The sequence below is a fragment of the Pigmentiphaga sp. MLSB6-MA01 genome (genome assembly GCF_058793475.1).
Map to the genome: position 1 here is coordinate 68,430 of NZ_JBXAFV010000020.1, position 14,641 is coordinate 83,070.

The following is a 14,641-nucleotide window of genomic DNA, read 5'->3' on the forward strand; positions in this document are numbered from 1 at the left end:
GGGGGCGCCACGCAGGCGCGCTGACCAGGCTGGCGCGCTGGCACCCTTCATGCTTACGAAGCGATGGTCTCCACCCGATTGCCGTAAACCCTAATTCATCGATAAATTAATTACTTGTTTAATTAATCGGCGGGCGGTAGGCAATTCTCAATCGAAACCTTTGTGAGAGGTCGCTATGCGTAAGCTGTCTTGGGCGTTGTTGCTGGCGGGAACCATGGGCGGGGCAGCGCCCGCGGCATGGGCGCAGGAAACCATCAAGATCGGCGTCATCCAGCCCCTGACGGGCTCGGTCGCCTACAACGGACTGACCTACGTCAACGGCGCCAAGCTGGCGGTCGAGCGCCGCAACGCGGCCGGCGGCGTGCTGGGCAAGAAGGTCGAGCTGGTCATCGAGGACGGGCAGTGCCGTCCCGCCAACTCGGTGAACGCCGCCGAAAAGCTGATCGTGCGCGACAAGGTCGTGGCGCTGACCGGTGCTTTCTGCAGCTCGGCCACGGCTGCGGTCATGCCCGTGGCCGAGAAGTACAAGCTGCCCATGCTGACCGGGGTGTCCTCGAAGGCGGACCTGACGGAAAAGGGGCTTCAGTACTTCTTCCGCTCGGCCGAAACCGATCGGCTGATGTCCAGGACCTTCAGCAAGATCCTGGCGCAGAAGCTGCAACTGAAAACGGTGGCCTACATCGGCGTCAACGACGACTGGGGCCGTGGCGGCGTGGAGGATTTTTCCAAGGACCTCTCCGCGCTCGGGGTCAAGACGGTGATGAAGGAGTACTTCGACCATGGCGCGACCGATTTCTATACCTTGCTGACCAAGCTGCGCGCGGCCAAGCCCGACGGTGTCTTCGTCGCGGCCGAGACCCAGGACGGCTCCATCCTGGTCAAGCAGTTCAAGGAATTCGGCATCCAGACCAAGATCTTCGGCGTGGGCTCGTGGGCGACCTCGGACTTCATCGGCCTGACGGGGGACGCCTCGGAAGGCATCTACGCGGCGGTGCCCTACGCCTCCAGCATGCCGGGCGAGCGCAACCAGTCCTTCGTCCAGTACTACAGCGCCGCCTACAAGGAGAAGCCCGGCAAGTACGGCGCCGCCGGCTACAACGCGCTGAACATCGTGATGGAAGCGATCGCGCGAGCGGGCAACACACAGGCCGACGCGATCCGCGATGCGTTGCGCAAGACGGACTACGCCGCGCCCAACGGCCATTTCAAGTTCACCGAGAAGGGCGAGGGCTACGGCTTCGATGTCGTGCTCGTGCAGATCCAGAATCGCGAACCCAAGGTGGTGGCCCAGTCTCCCACCGAGCGGCCCTGAGCCGCGCGCGCCGAGGCGGGAGAAACGATGGATTTGCTGCCACAATTCCTGGCCAACGGATTGGTGATCGGGTCTTTCTACGCGCTGTCGGCGCTGGGGCTCACGCTGATCCTGGGCCTGATGCGGGTCGTCAATTTCGCCCATGGCGAGCTGTACATGCTCGGGGGCGTGCTGGGTTGGTGGGTGACCACCGTCCTGGGCCTGGACTTCCTGACGGGCCTGGCGCTGGTGGCCCTGATCATGGGCGTGTTCGGCTGGCTGGTCGATCGCGTGCTGATCGAGCGCATCCGCGGCCAGGGTGAGGAGCCGGGCATCCTGCTGACCATCGGCCTGTCCATCTTCCTGGCCAACACGGCGCTGCTGGTGGTGGGCACCGCGCCGCTGAAGGTGGAAGGGCCGGTCTCCAGCGGGCCGGTGTTCCTGGGGCCCATCGTGGTCACCAAGGTCCGGCTGTTCGCCGTCGCCGTCTGCGCGGTGCTGATCGCGGCCGCCTACCTGCTGATCCAGAAGACCCGTCTGGGCCGCGCGATGCGGGCGACGTTCCAGGATCCGATGGCCGCCCAACTGGCGGGGATCAGGACGGCGAACGTCTACGCCTGCACTTTCGCGCTGGGCACCGTCATCGCCTCGCTGGCGGGGATGCTGCTCGGGTCCATCTACTCGGCGCAGGTGTCGGTGGGCGGGCTGGTCAGCATGAAGGCCTTCGTGGTGGTCATCCTGGGCGGCATGGGCAGCTTCGCCGGCGCGATCGTCGGCGGGCTGGTGCTGGGCGTGGCCGAGGCGCTATGGGGCGGCTACGTCGCCACCGGCTGGGTCGACATCATCGGCTTCGTCATCGTGATCCTTACCCTGGTGTTCCGGCCCTACGGCCTTTTTTCCAAACGCGCCGAGAGGGCATAGATGACCCCCCCTACGCCCTTCGGGCGCCCCCCAGGGGGCGGCGCTGGCGGACCGGCAAAGCCGGATCCGCGGCGCCCTGGATCGGGCTGGGCATTTGCAGACGTCATGGGGAGTTGAGATGCGGTTCGAACGTAACGCGATCTTGGTCGCACTGCTGGTGGCGGGGCTGCTGCCGCTGGTGGTCCACGACCAGTACCTGCTGCATGTGGCCATCATGGTGCTGTTCTATGCCGTGCTGGCCACCAGCCTGAACCTGGTCGTGGGCTATGTGGGCGAGTTCTCGCTCGGCCATACCGCCTTCCTGGGCACGGGGGCCTACGCCGCGGCGCTGCTGTCCACCCAGTTGGACTGGCCGATGTGGGCCACGATTCCAGCCGCCGGCGTGCTGGCGGCGGCCATGGGCCTGCTCATCGGCAGCATCACGCTGCGCCTGCAAGGGCCGTTCTTTGTCATCGTGACACTGTCGTTCGCCGAAGTGCTGCGCCTGGTCGCGGACAACTGGGTCGCCTTCACCAACGGTCCGATGGGCATCGCCGGCGTGCCGCAGCCGGCGTGGCTGGCCCAGGCCGGCAACCTGGCGACCAGGCAGTTCTTTTTCTACCTGGCGTGGGGCGTGCTGGCGGTCTCGCTCTACCTGGCGTACCGCTTCGTCTACTCCAATGCGGGCCGGGCCGCGGTGGCCGTGCGCGAGAACCGCTACGTCGCCCAGTCCATCGGCATCCGGCCGTTCCGCTACGCCATGCTGGCGTTCGTGCTGGGCGCTTTCCTGGCCGGCATGGCGGGCGGATTCTACGCGCACTACATCTCATTCGTCGGGCCGGAGGTCTTTCGCTTCGCCTTCATGGTCAGCATGATCATCATGGTGCTGGTCGGCGGCAAGGGGACCTTGATCGGGCCGCTGATCGGCGCGCTGCTGGTGACCTTCCTGGAGGAATACCTGCGCGAGGCGAAGGAGCTGCGGCTGTCGCTGTTCGGCCTGGCGGTGATGGCCATCGTGCTGTTCCTGCCGCGCGGCCTGATGGGCTTCCTGACGACCCGTAGAGAGATGAGGACCCCTCCCTACGCGCTGTCGCGCGCCCCCCAGGGGGCGGCACCGGCGGACTGGCGGAGCCAGATCCGCTGTGCCCTGGGTCGGGGGGGCGCCATTCTATCCGGTGCAAGCGGCGCGTGGCGCCTTGGGAAACCGAAATGACAACTGTGCATGCAATCGGCCACGCCCCCATGCTGGACGTGCGGGGCCTGTGCAAGACCTTCGGCGGCATCAAGGCGGTCAAGGACATCAGCTTCCAGGTCAAGGCAGGCGAGATCGTCGGCCTGATCGGGCCCAATGGCGCGGGCAAGACGACCTGCTTCAACCTGATCACCGGGTTCTACGCGCCGACCTCGGGCGAGGTCCACGTCAAGGGCGAGGACCTGACCGGCGCCAAGCCCTACCAGATGGCCAGGAAGGGTATCGTCCGCAGCTTCCAGAAGACGAACATCCTGAAGTCGCTGTCGGTGTTCGAGAACGTCCTGGCGGGCCATTACCTGAGCGCCCGCCAGAGCCTGTGGCGGACATTCTTTCCGGGTCGTTCGGTCCGCGCCGCCGAGCACGCGGCGCGCGAGGAAGCCGAGCGCATCGTCCATGTCATGGGGCTGGGCGAACGCATGAACGCGCCGGCCTATCTGTTGTCCTGCGGCGAGCTGCGTCTGCTGGAGGTCGGCCTGGCGCTGGCGGCCAGGCCGGACATCCTGATGCTGGACGAACCCGCCGCCGGGCTCAACAGCCAGGAGGCCATGGAGCTGGGGCGCATCCTGAAACAGCTGCGCGGCACGCAGGTGCAGTCCATCCTGATCGTCGAGCACAACATGGGCCTGGTCATGAGCGTATCGGACCGCGTGGTCGTGATGCACTTCGGCGAGAAACTGGCCGAGGGCGTGCCGGCGGACGTGCAGCGCGACCCGCGCGTGATCGAGGCTTATCTTGGGGGAGGGCGCGCGGCATGAGCAACGCTCGGGCTTCATCCGCTCCGCTGCTGGAACTGGACAATCTTCACGTCGGTTATGGGAAGACCGCCGCGCTGCATGGCGTGAGCCTGCGCGTGCAGCCGGGCGAGACCGTGGCGCTGATCGGCGCCAATGGCGCGGGCAAGAGCACGACGCTGCGCGCCATCTCGGGCCTGCTCAAGCCCACGCGCGGCAACATCCGCTTCAACGGACGCGACATCGGCGGCATGGCGCCGGACCGCATCGTCGGGCTGGGCATCGCCCAGAGTCCGGAAGAGCGCCATGTCTGGCCGGCCATGACGGTCTATGAAAACCTCGTGCTCGGCGCCTATCTGTGCCGCTCGGCGGCGACGGTGCAGCAACGCGTGGCCAAGGTATACGAACGTTTCCCGCGCCTGAAGGAGCGTCACCAGCAACTGGCCGGCACGCTCAGCGGCGGCGAGCAGCAGATGCTGGCGATTGGCCGGGCCCTGATGTCCGAGCCGGTGCTGCTGCTCCTGGACGAGCCCAGCCTGGGCCTCAGCCCCAAGATGGCCGACGAGGTGTTCGGCGTGGTGCGCGAGATCAGCCGGCAGGGCGTGACCGTCCTCCTGGTCGAGCAGAACGTACACAACGCGCTGACCGCCGCCTCGCGCGCCTACGTGTTCGAGACCGGCCGGGTCGTGGCGGAGCGGGAGTCCGTGGGCTTGCTGGAGGATCCGGAACTGTTGACCGCTTACCTGGGCGGCTAGGCGGGATGGGGCCCGGGTCCCGCCGGACCAATTATTAATTTTCTGTTTAATTATTTATTGGGAGCCGACAAGCCGTCGGTTCCTGCAGGAAGGAAAGGAGAAGCCGTATGAGTCGTCCTTTGCGCGTAGGCATCGTGGGTGGCGGGATCGGGGGCGTGGCGCTGTCGCGCGCCCTGACGCTGCGCGGCATCGAGAATCATGTGTTCGAGCGGGCGTCGGCCTTTGGCGAGGTCGGCGCCGGCGTGCAGGTCACGCCCAATGCGGTCAAGGTGCTCAAGGCGCTGGGGCTGACCGACGACCTGGAGCGGGTGGGTTTCCTGCCGCAGGCCATGGTCGGCCGCAACTGGCGTTCGGGGCGGGAGCTGTTCCGCACGCCGTTGAAGGAAAGCTGCCCGCGGATCTACGGCGCGGAGTTCTACCACGTCCATCGCGCCGACCTGCACGCCATCCTGTCGCAGCACCTGGCCGACGGCAAGGGCGCGACGCTGGGCACCCATTGCACCAGCGTGCGCACCGAAGGCGACACCGCGGTGGCGGCCCTGAGCGACGGCAGCGAATACGAGGCCGACCTGATCGTGGGTGCCGACGGTGTGCGCTCGGTGGTGCGCGACGCCCTATTCGGCACGGAGTCGGCGCAGTTCACCGGCCACATGTGCTGGCGGGCCCTGGTGCCGGTCGAGCGTCATCCGCTGAAGTTCGTCAGTCCGGACGCGGCGTTCTGGATGGGACCGCACGGGCACCTGGTCACCTACTATGTGAACGGCGGCGCGGCGGTGAACATCGTGGCCGTGAACGAATCGCGCACCTGGGTGGAGGAGTCCTGGAACGTGCGCAGCGGCCGGGAAGAACTCACCAAGGCCTACGAAGGCTGGCATCCCGACGTGATCGAGCTGTTCAGCCGGACCCAGGACGTCTACAAGTGGGGGCTGTTCGACCGGGATCCCATGCAGGCCTGGTCCAAGGGCCGTGTCACGCTGCTGGGCGACGCGGCGCATCCCATGCTGCCCTTCCTGTCGCAGGGGGCGGCCATGGCCATCGAGGACGGCTACGTGCTGGGCGCGGCGCTGGAGCACTATGGCCGCGACATCGGCGCGGCGCTGCAGGCCTACGAGGCCGAGCGCCGGCCGCGCACCAGCCGTGTGCAGCTGGAGGCCCGCGAGCGCGGCAAGACCTATCACCTGCCGTCGCCCTGGGCGCAGTTCAAGCGCGACCTGCTGTACCGCTGGCGCGAGCTGATGAACCCCAATGCCGTGGGCATCCAGGCCAACTGGGTCTATATCTACGACGCGACCACGTGCGCGAAGCGCTTCGGCCGGCAGGCGCTGGCGGCGTAAGGGGCGGAGGACATCCATGACATCCCACTACCGCATCGGCCAGATCGTGCCGAGTTCGAACACGACCATGGAAACCGAGATCCCGGCCATGCTGCGGCTGCGCGAGCAGATCCGGCCTGAACGGTTCACCTTCCACTCGGCGCGTATGCGCATGAAGCACGTCACGAAGGAGGAGCTGGCCGCGATGGACGCCGAGTCCGACCGTTGCGCGCTGGAACTGAGCGACGCCCGGGTCGACGTGCTGGGCTATGCCTGCCTGGTGGCCATCATGGCGATGGGCACGGGCTATCACCGCGAGTCCGAGGCCCGGCTCGGCCAGCGCACCCGCGAGAACGGCGGCGGCGCTCCGGTGGTGACCAGCGCGGGCGCGCTGGTCGACGCACTGAAAATCCTCGGCGCCCGGCGCATCGCCCTGGTCGCGCCCTACATGGTGCCGCTGACGCGGCTGGTGATCGACTACATCGAAAACGAGGGCGTCCAGGTGACGCAGTGGCGCGCGCTGGAAATTCCGGACAACCTGGAAGTGGGGCGGCACGATCCCCGCAAGCTGCCGGGCATCGTCGCCTCGATGGATACGTCGGACGTGGATGCCGTCGTGCTGTCGGCGTGCGTGCAGATGCCGTCGCTGCCGGTCATCGCGCAGGTCGAGGCACTGACCGGCAAACCGGTCGTGACCGCCGCGGCCGCCACTGCCTGCGCCATGCTGAAAGCGTTGGACCTCGAACCTGTCGTGCCCGGGGCCGGCGCCCTGTTGTCGGGCCGTTACTAGGGAGCAATCCATGAGCAGCACTTTTCTCCATGGCGCCCATGTCCGCGCCAATGGCATACGCCAGCACTACCTGCGCTTCGGCGGCAAAGGCCGCCCCCTGGTGCTGGTGCCGGGCATCACCAGTCCTGCCGTGACCTGGGCCTTCGTGGCCGAGCGGCTGGGGCGGCAGTTCGATACCTACGTGCTCGATGTCAGGGGACGCGGCCTGTCCGAAGTGGCGACGGGCATGGACTACAGCCTGGAAGCCTGCGCGGCGGACGTGGGGGCCTTCGCGCAGGCGCTGGGCCTGGCGGACTATGTCCTGGTCGGGCATTCGATGGGCGCGCGCATCGGCGCCATCGTGGCCGCCCACCATGCGCAAGGGCTCGCGCGCCTCGTCATGGTGGATCCGCCCGTATCGGGGCCGGGCCGCCGGCCCTATCCCGCCAAGCTCGATTGGTACGTGGATTCCATCCGGCTCATGCGCGCGGGCGCGGAGTGGGAAAAGCTCAGGCCCTTCTCGCCCACGTGGACCGAGGCGCAACTGCGGCTGCGGGCCGAGTGGCTGCATACCTGCGACGAGGATGCGATCGTGTGCGCCTATCACGCTTTCGGCACGCACGACATGCATGCCGACCTGCCCGCGATCGCGGTGCCCGCGCTGCTGATGGTGGCGGGCAAGGGTGGCGTCATCGAGGCGGGCGACATCGACGAGATCCGGAGCCTGGTGCCCCGGCTGGAAGTGCAAACCGTGCCGGAGGCCGGACACATGATTCCCTGGGACGACGAGGAAGGCTTCTTCCAGGGCTTCGGCACTTTTCTGGGAACCCCCGTTTAGCGAGGAGCAAGCTATGGCTGTCAGCGATTCCGATTTGATCCAGGCATGGACCCAGGTCCTGACGCTGTCGCGCCTGAGGCGCGGCGACACGGTCACGGTATTGACCACCGAGGGCGTGACCCATCCCCAGACCCTGCGCTGCGCGATGACCGCGGCCGGGCTGCTGGGGGCGCGCGTGAACCGGCTCGACCTCGCGCCGGTCAACGGCGAGAAGTCGCTCAGCCGCGATTCCCTGGCCTACCTGGGGGCCACGCCGCTGAGCGGCAATCGAGCGGCGATTGCCGCGCTCAAGGCCAGCGACCTCGTGATCGACCTGATGACGCTGCTCTTTTCGCCGGAGCAGCACGACATCCTGCAAGGCGGGGGCAAGATCCTGCTGGCGGTCGAGCCGCCCGAGATCCTGCTGCGCATGGTGCCCACCGAAGCCGACCGCGCGCGCGTGCTGGCATGCGGGGCGCTGCTGGAGAACGCGCGCGAGATGCGGGTGACATCGGCGGCGGGCACCGACCTGCTGTGCCCGCTGGGCGAGTTCCCGGTAATCAAGGAGTATGGTTTCGTGGACGAGCCGGGGCGCTGGGACCATTGGCCCAGCGGTTTCGCGCTGACCTGGCCGAACGAGCGGGCCACGCGCGGCCGCATCGTGGTGGACAAGGGTGACATCCTGCTGCCGACGAAGTCGTACGTGAACGATCCCATCGTGATGGAGGTGGCGGACGGCTATGTCACGTCCATCACCGGCGGCATGGACGCCGAGCTGCTCAGCGACTACATGGCGTCCTTCAACGATCCGGAAGCCTATGCCATGTCGCATATCGGCTGGGGCGCGCAGACCCGCGCGCGCTGGTCCACGCTGGGACTGTACGATCGCGAAGCCACGATAGGCATGGATGCGCGCGCCTATGCCGGCAACTTCCTGTTCTCGCTCGGGCCCAACAACGAAGTAGGCGGGTCCCGCAGCACCGCCTGCCACATGGACATTCCGCTGCGCCGCTGCACGGTGTCGCTGGACGGCCGCGAAGTGGTGATCGAGGGCCGCCTGCTGGAGGAGCGGCTGGCCGGGGCGGGGGCCGCATCGTGAGGGAGGCGGGGAACGACGCCGCGGTCTACGCGCGCCAGGGCTTCGGCGCGGGACTGGCGCCGGCACCGCCATTCGGCCTGCTCATCGTCGATTTCGTCAATGGCTTCGCCGATCCGGACGTTTTCGGCGGCGGCAATATCCCCGCGGCGATCGCGTCCACGCGTCCGCTGCTCGCGCTGGCGCGCGACCGCGGTTGGCCCGTCGCCCACACGCGCATTGTCTACGCGGATGACGGCGCCGATGCCAATGTCTTTGCCGCCAAGGTACCGGGCATGCTGGACCTGACCGAGGCGGCGCCGGCCAGCGCCATCGTGCCGGAACTGGCGCCCCGGCCGGGCGAACTGGTCGTCCGCAAGAATGTGCCATCGGCGTTTTTCGCCACCGGTCTCGCTCCCTGGCTGACGCAGCGGGGTGTGCGTACGCTGGTGGTGGCAGGTTGCGTGACCAGCGGCTGCGTGCGCGCGAGCGTGGTCGACGCCATGTGCTGGGGCTTCCGGCCCGCGGTCGTTGCCGACTGCGTGGGCGACCGCGCCATCGGTCCGCACGATGCCAGCCTGTTCGACATGGCGCAGAAGTACGCCGAGGTCATGGACTACGCGTCCCTGCTCGGGCGCGTGGAAGGTTGACAGCCAGGGAGGGGGCCCCGGCTCCCGCCAGGGTCAGGGTGCCTGCATGCCGCCGGTGACGAAGCGGGTGACCTGGTCGATCAGGCTGTCGGTATCGTCGGGATCGTAAAGGCCGGCGGGCGCCATTTCTTCCATGCGGTGGGTATCCGAGAACGCGTAAAGATACGTGCCCACCATCAGGGTGACGCGCCAGTACGCGTCCAGCTCGGGCAGGTTCGGCAGGGCCTTGCGCACGGCGTCCACATAGAGCCGGGTGGAGCTGCCGTAGGCGTCGGTGCGCAGCTTGTAGGAAATCTGCGGAGGTTCGGTGTGCAGGCGGGCCTGCAGCCGCAGGAACGACCGGCCCTCGGGGGTCGAGCGGAAGGCCAGCGTCGGCATCAGGAAGGCCTGTACGACATCCCTTACCTTGGGCCGGCCCGGCTTGGCCTGCAACTGTGCCAGGTTCTCGATCCGCTGCTGCGAAATGATCTGGCTGCGGCGCATGAACACGGCCTCGTACAAGCCGTACTTCGAACCGAAGTAATAGTTGATCAGCGCCTGCGTGACCTTGGCCTGGTCGGCGATCTCCCGCAGGGTGGTGCCCGCGTAGCCCAGGTTGGAGAAAAGTTCTTCCGCCGCATCAAGAATATTGTCCCGGACGACGCTGGTGCCCTCGGGACGACCGGGGCCTTTTTTCTGTCCGGCCTTGCGCCTGGTTTGGGCTGCGGGAGTGCCCCGGCGGCCGCTGACCAATTTCATAAGCGTTTAATTAATTATTGGCTGCGAAGCCTCCATGCTAAGGCTTTTCACGGGCCTGGGCTATATGACGCGGCTGGACCGCGAGCGGTCAGTGTCGCGCGAAGATCTCGTCCGGCGGCAATGCGCGATCCAGGTAGCCATCGGCGTGCAGCATGGTGGAGAAGGCTTCCAGGGTCGCCCGGTTGCGATCCACCCCATAAGGCCAGGGGTCCGCGCCAAAGGCTTCCAGGGTCTCTTCGACGTGGTCCATCAGCCAGGGCAGCGTGGCGGCCAGCGCGCCGCTGAACCGCAATTGCTGCCAGGCCTGGTCCTTGGCCTGTTCACAGGCCCGCACCAGGGCCGGGGCCAGCCAGGGGTGCGCCTCGTGGCGGTCGCGCCGAAGCACCAGGGCATGCATGATGGGAAACACGCCGGTCGTGGCGTAATAGGCGGCCTCCGCGCGCTTGTAGTCCGGGAACAGCCGCCGCACGGCGGGATGCTTGCCGTACGAACGGGGAATGAAGGCGCCGATGAGCGCGTCGATGCCGCCCTCGGCCAGCATGTCCGACAGGCAGGTGGTGGCCGGGATGCGCTGCCCCCGCAAAGGGCGGCTGGGGCGCAGTTCCATGATGTCGCCGCCCGCGACGCCATATTCGTTCACGCCCCCCTCGTACCATTCGGCGTCCGCCAGGTCGACGCCGTAGCCGTCGCGCAGCAGGCCGCGTATCCAGACGGCGGCCGTCATCTGGTGGCCCTGCACGCCTATGCGCCTGCCCGCCAGGTCGGCGGGCGACCGGATGCCGGCCGCCTCGTTCACGAAGATGAAGCCGTGGCGGAACATGCGCGATGGGAAGACCGGCAGCGTGACGAAATTCGCGCGTCGCTGAGCGGTCAGGGCATAGCAGTGCGTGAGCGACATCTCGGCGATGTCGAAGGCGCCGTGTTCGATCATGGGGCTGAAGATGTCCACCGGGCGCTGGCGCACGTGCGGCACGATGCGCACGCCTTCGATCGCCACGCTGCCGTCGTACAGCCCCCGCAGGCGGTCGTACGGACCCGCCGCGAAACGGAGTTCGAGCCCGCTCATGGCGCTACTCGAGCTTGACGCCGGCTTCGCGCACCAGCGCGCCCCAGCGGTCGAACTCCGACTTGAGCATGGCTTTCATCTCGGTCGGGCTATTGGGCTTCGGGTCGTGCGAGGCCGCATGGATGCGGTCCACCAGGTCGGGCGATTTCAGCGCCGCGGCGACTTCGGCATTGAGCTTGTCGATGATCTCGGGCGGTGTGCCCGCCGGAGCGAGCAGCGCGATGGCCGAGTCGATCCGGAAGCCCGGCACGCCGGCTTCTTCCATGGTCGGCACGTCGGGCATCGCCGAGGCGCGCTGGCCGCCGGTCACGGCCAGTACGCGCACCCGCCTGGACTGCAGCAGAGGTTGGATGGGGCCGGAGTCGGTGATGCCCGCCTGGACCTCGCCCGCCGCCACCGCGGCGGCGGCGGGGCCGCCTCCCTTGTACTGCACCGGAACCATGTCCAGGCCCAGCGAGCGCTTCAGCAGTTCGCCGGCCAGGAAGGTCTGGCTGCCCACGCCGGTCACGGCGTAGTTGATGGCGCCGGGCCTGGCTTTCGCGGCGGCGATCAGTTCGCGCACCGACCGGATGGGGGAGTCGTCCTTGACCGAAAGCACCAGGCCGCTGGTCGCCAGCAGCGAGACGGGCGCGAGATCCTTGAGCGGATCGTAGCCGGCCTTGGTCAGGTGCACCGTCACGGTCAGCGCGCCCAGCGAGGTCAGCAACAGCGTGTAGCCGTCGGGCTTGGCGCGCGTCACCGCGCTCACGCCTATCGTGCCGCCCGCGCCGGCGCGATTTTCGACGAACACGGTCTGGCCCATGCGTTCGGTCAGCTTCTGCGCCAGCGAGCGCGCGATCACGTCCACGCTGCCGCCGGGGGCGTAGGGAACGATGACCTGCACGGGACGTTCCGGGTAGCGCTGCGCCCGGGCCGCGGGGGCGGTGAGCACGAGCGCCGCGGCAACGGCGGCCAGGGTGGGCGCGAGGACGCGTCGCGCGGGAAGGCGGGAGAGGGCGGTCGATCCGTTGCGTGGCATGGCATGCCTCCATGAGGGGAAGGGCAGGGGAAATGCGGCGAAGCGCCGCGCGCGGGAGCGCGGCGGGTAGGCTCAGAGTTCGATGACGGTCTTGGGCGTTTTGTGCAGGCATTCCCCGGGGCCGTCGGGACCGACGATGTAGTTGTCGCAGACGGTGGTGAAGACGCTGGAGGTCGCGTGGCCGGGGTGGACCACGATGTTCATGCCGGCGGCGATGGGCATGGTCTCATCCTCGCGTATCAACGGGCGCTCGACCATGTCGTAGCCCTGGCCGTGGGCGTACAGGCGCGTTTCCTCGCGCATGCCGCGGGCGCGCATGAAGGCGTTGTGGGCGGCCAGGATGTCGGCGGGCATGGCGCCCGGCTGCAACTGGTCCAGCGTGTGGCGCTGGGCCTCGACCAGCAGGGCCATGGTGTCCAGCAGCTCCTGCGAGGCCTTGCCCAGCACGAAGGTGCGGGCGAGTTCGCCGTAGTAGCCGCCCGGTCCGTTGTTCTCGATCAGCAGCGTGAAGGAATCGCCTTCGCGCATCTCGCGCCCTTGCAGGTGGCGCGGCTTGTACATCGCGGCGCGGCCCGCGGGCGAGGACGAGCCGATGAACAACCCCTGCTCGCTGCCGCGCAACTGGCCCGCGTACTGGGCATAGGCGGCGACCTCGAAGTCTTTCATGCCCGGGCGGATGTGGCGGGCCAGGGCCTGCAGCACTTCGTCCTGCATGGCCGCCATGCGGCCGATGGCCTCGATCTCGTCGGCGCTCTTGATGGCCTTGATGTGATCGACCATGTCGGTGGCATCGACGAAGCGTACCGAGCCGGCCGTCTGTTTCAGGTGAGCGCAGAAGTCGTGGTACATGCAGGCCGTGCCGACCAGGCCCACCGTCTTGTAGCCGCGGCGGCGCAGTTCCGTTTGCACCAGCTCCGCGTCGTAGGTTCCGGTGTAGTGGATGGACGCGTAGCTGGGCGTGAACACGATCTTCTCGACGCCGCGGTCGACCACGTCATCGGACGCGACCTCGCGGATGCCGCCGGTCGGGCCCTGTTCGACCGACACCATGCGGCCCTCGCGGGGGAAGACGATGGCGCGTGGATAGGCGTTGGTGGCCGGCCGGTCGGTGAACCATTTCACATAGCCGCCCAGCCAGTCGTTGGAGTTCTGCATGACCAGCGCGTCGATGCCGAGTTCGTCCATCCGCTCGCGGACTGCCCGCCAGCGGCGCTCCAGTTCGCGCGAAGGGATGGGATGCAGGACCCGCTGCTCGGGCGAGTCGGGAAGGGGATGGCTCATCGTGCTTCCAGGGAGAAAGAGGCCGCCGGGGTGGCGCCGCGCAGGACGATGTTCTTCATGTCGTCCGGTCGGCCGTCCAGGTAACAGGCCAGGTTGTGTTCGAGGATGGGCATGACCTGCTCGACGTAGATGTCGGTGGTGCCGCCGTGCTTGGGGGAAATCAGGATCCGCGGTTCGCGCCAGAACGGATGGCCGGCGGGCAGGGGCTCGACGGCGAAGGCATCCAGCCCGGCGCCGGCGATGGTGCCCGACCGCAGCGCATCCAGCAGCGCGGCTTCGTCCACCACGCTGCCGCGCGACATATTGACGAAGCAGGCGGACGGGCGCATGGCGCGAAAGAACGCATCGCCGATCGAGCCGTCGGTTTCGGGACCGGCCGGCAGGAGGCTGACCACGTAGTCGGCCCGTGCCAGCTCGGCGTGCAGGTCCGTGCGCGGCGCCACGCGATCGAAGTGCGGGACCTCGCGCGGGGTGCCGGAGATGCCGGCCACTTCCATGTCGAAGGCCTTGCAGCGCCGGGCCAGGCCCTCGGCGATGACGCCCACGCCCAGGATCAGCACGCGCTTGCGGTAGAGCAGCGATTGCGGCCACCGCTCCCAGCGGCTGTCGGCCTGGTTGCGCAGCATCCGGGGCAACTGGTGGGCCAGGGCCAGCATGTGGATGAACGCCATTTCGGACATCTGCGGGGCGTGGATACCGCGGGCGGATGTCACCGTCACGCCGGGTGGCAGCACCGACAGCGCCTGTATCGCGTCCGTGCCGGTAGTGAGCGCCTGGATCCACCGCAGCGAGCCCATGCGCGAGACCAGCGCATCATTGAACAGATGGCCCAGGGCGAATACCGCCTCGGTGTCGCCATGGGCGGCGGCGACCTCGGCGAAACTGCGGCCGTGCATGATCTCCAGGCGAGGAAACCGCGATTGCAGGGCCTCGGCATACGCCTGGCTGAAATAGTGGTCGACGATCAGCAGCTTCACCGGGCCTC

Annotated in this window: 15 protein-coding genes; 10 read left to right on the forward strand and 5 right to left on the reverse strand. The window is 67.8% G+C overall.

Translation table 11 applies throughout. The annotated features are described in order from the left end of the window. The first annotated feature begins 175 nt into the window (after positions 1-175). The 10 genes from AC1Q6E_RS26050 (at position 176) to AC1Q6E_RS26095 (ending at position 9,553) form a co-directional block, all read left to right on the forward strand. Entirely contained in the window at positions 176-1,312 is a 1,137-nt protein-coding gene (locus tag AC1Q6E_RS26050) for an ABC transporter substrate-binding protein (protein ID WP_296558299.1), read from the forward strand. 27 nt (positions 1,313-1,339) lie between these two features. Next, positions 1,340-2,212, forward strand: coding sequence for a branched-chain amino acid ABC transporter permease (locus AC1Q6E_RS26055; RefSeq protein WP_152793591.1), 873 nt, complete (start codon positions 1,340-1,342; stop codon positions 2,210-2,212). A 118-nt stretch (positions 2,213-2,330) separates the two neighbouring features. After that, positions 2,331-3,404: a branched-chain amino acid ABC transporter permease gene (locus AC1Q6E_RS26060; protein WP_152793590.1), complete on the forward strand. Its 1,074-nt coding sequence runs from the start codon at positions 2,331-2,333 to the stop codon at positions 3,402-3,404. Beyond that, positions 3,401-4,198, forward strand: coding sequence for an ABC transporter ATP-binding protein (locus tag AC1Q6E_RS26065; RefSeq protein ID WP_296558304.1), 798 nt, complete (start codon positions 3,401-3,403; stop codon positions 4,196-4,198). Before AC1Q6E_RS26060 ends, AC1Q6E_RS26065 begins: the two co-directional genes overlap by 4 nt. Beyond that, a complete protein-coding gene (locus AC1Q6E_RS26070) occupies positions 4,195-4,929 on the forward strand; it encodes an ABC transporter ATP-binding protein (protein ID WP_492573815.1) in 735 nt (244 codons plus the stop codon). The genes AC1Q6E_RS26065 and AC1Q6E_RS26070 overlap by 4 nt, the downstream gene beginning before the upstream one ends. 107 nt (positions 4,930-5,036) lie before the next feature. After that, on the forward strand, positions 5,037-6,263 hold the full coding sequence (locus tag AC1Q6E_RS26075) for an FAD-dependent monooxygenase (protein WP_492573816.1): 1,227 nt from the start codon (positions 5,037-5,039) through the stop codon (positions 6,261-6,263). Positions 6,264-6,279: 16 nt separating this feature from the next. After that, complete coding sequence (locus tag AC1Q6E_RS26080; protein WP_492573817.1) at positions 6,280-7,032, forward strand: maleate cis-trans isomerase family protein; 753 nt, start codon at positions 6,280-6,282, stop codon at positions 7,030-7,032. Between the two features lie 10 nt (positions 7,033-7,042). Next, positions 7,043-7,849, forward strand: a complete 807-nt coding sequence (locus AC1Q6E_RS26085) for an alpha/beta fold hydrolase (RefSeq protein ID WP_492573818.1) — start codon at positions 7,043-7,045, stop codon at positions 7,847-7,849. A 13-nt stretch (positions 7,850-7,862) separates the two neighbouring features. Continuing rightward, a complete protein-coding gene (locus AC1Q6E_RS26090; protein ID WP_296558312.1) occupies positions 7,863-8,927 on the forward strand; it encodes a 2,5-dihydroxypyridine 5,6-dioxygenase NicX family protein in 1,065 nt (354 codons plus the stop codon). Continuing rightward, a complete protein-coding gene (locus AC1Q6E_RS26095) occupies positions 8,921-9,553 on the forward strand; it encodes an isochorismatase family protein (RefSeq protein ID WP_492573832.1) in 633 nt (210 codons plus the stop codon). The genes AC1Q6E_RS26090 and AC1Q6E_RS26095 overlap by 7 nt, the downstream gene beginning before the upstream one ends. Positions 9,554-9,586: 33 nt before the next feature. Here AC1Q6E_RS26095 and AC1Q6E_RS26100 read toward each other — a convergent pair whose 3' ends face one another. From AC1Q6E_RS26100 to AC1Q6E_RS26120, 5 genes are all read right to left on the reverse strand, one after another. Then, complete coding sequence (locus AC1Q6E_RS26100) at positions 9,587-10,291, reverse strand: TetR/AcrR family transcriptional regulator (protein WP_296558316.1); 705 nt, start codon at positions 10,289-10,291, stop codon at positions 9,587-9,589. Between the two features lie 88 nt (positions 10,292-10,379). Next, a complete protein-coding gene (locus AC1Q6E_RS26105) occupies positions 10,380-11,357 on the reverse strand; it encodes a substrate-binding domain-containing protein (protein WP_152793582.1) in 978 nt (325 codons plus the stop codon). 4 nt (positions 11,358-11,361) lie between these two features. Continuing rightward, complete coding sequence (locus AC1Q6E_RS26110; RefSeq protein ID WP_152793581.1) at positions 11,362-12,375, reverse strand: tripartite tricarboxylate transporter substrate binding protein; 1,014 nt, start codon at positions 12,373-12,375, stop codon at positions 11,362-11,364. Positions 12,376-12,447: 72 nt separating this feature from the next. Next, positions 12,448-13,656: a M24 family metallopeptidase gene (locus AC1Q6E_RS26115; RefSeq protein ID WP_492573819.1), complete on the reverse strand. Its 1,209-nt coding sequence runs from the start codon at positions 13,654-13,656 to the stop codon at positions 12,448-12,450. Next, positions 13,653-14,633 carry a D-2-hydroxyacid dehydrogenase gene (locus AC1Q6E_RS26120; protein ID WP_296558324.1) on the reverse strand — a complete coding sequence of 327 codons (981 nt, stop codon included), beginning with the start codon at positions 14,631-14,633 and terminating at the stop codon, positions 13,653-13,655. Before AC1Q6E_RS26120 ends, AC1Q6E_RS26115 begins: the two co-directional genes overlap by 4 nt. Between the last annotated feature and the right edge of the window lie 8 nt (positions 14,634-14,641).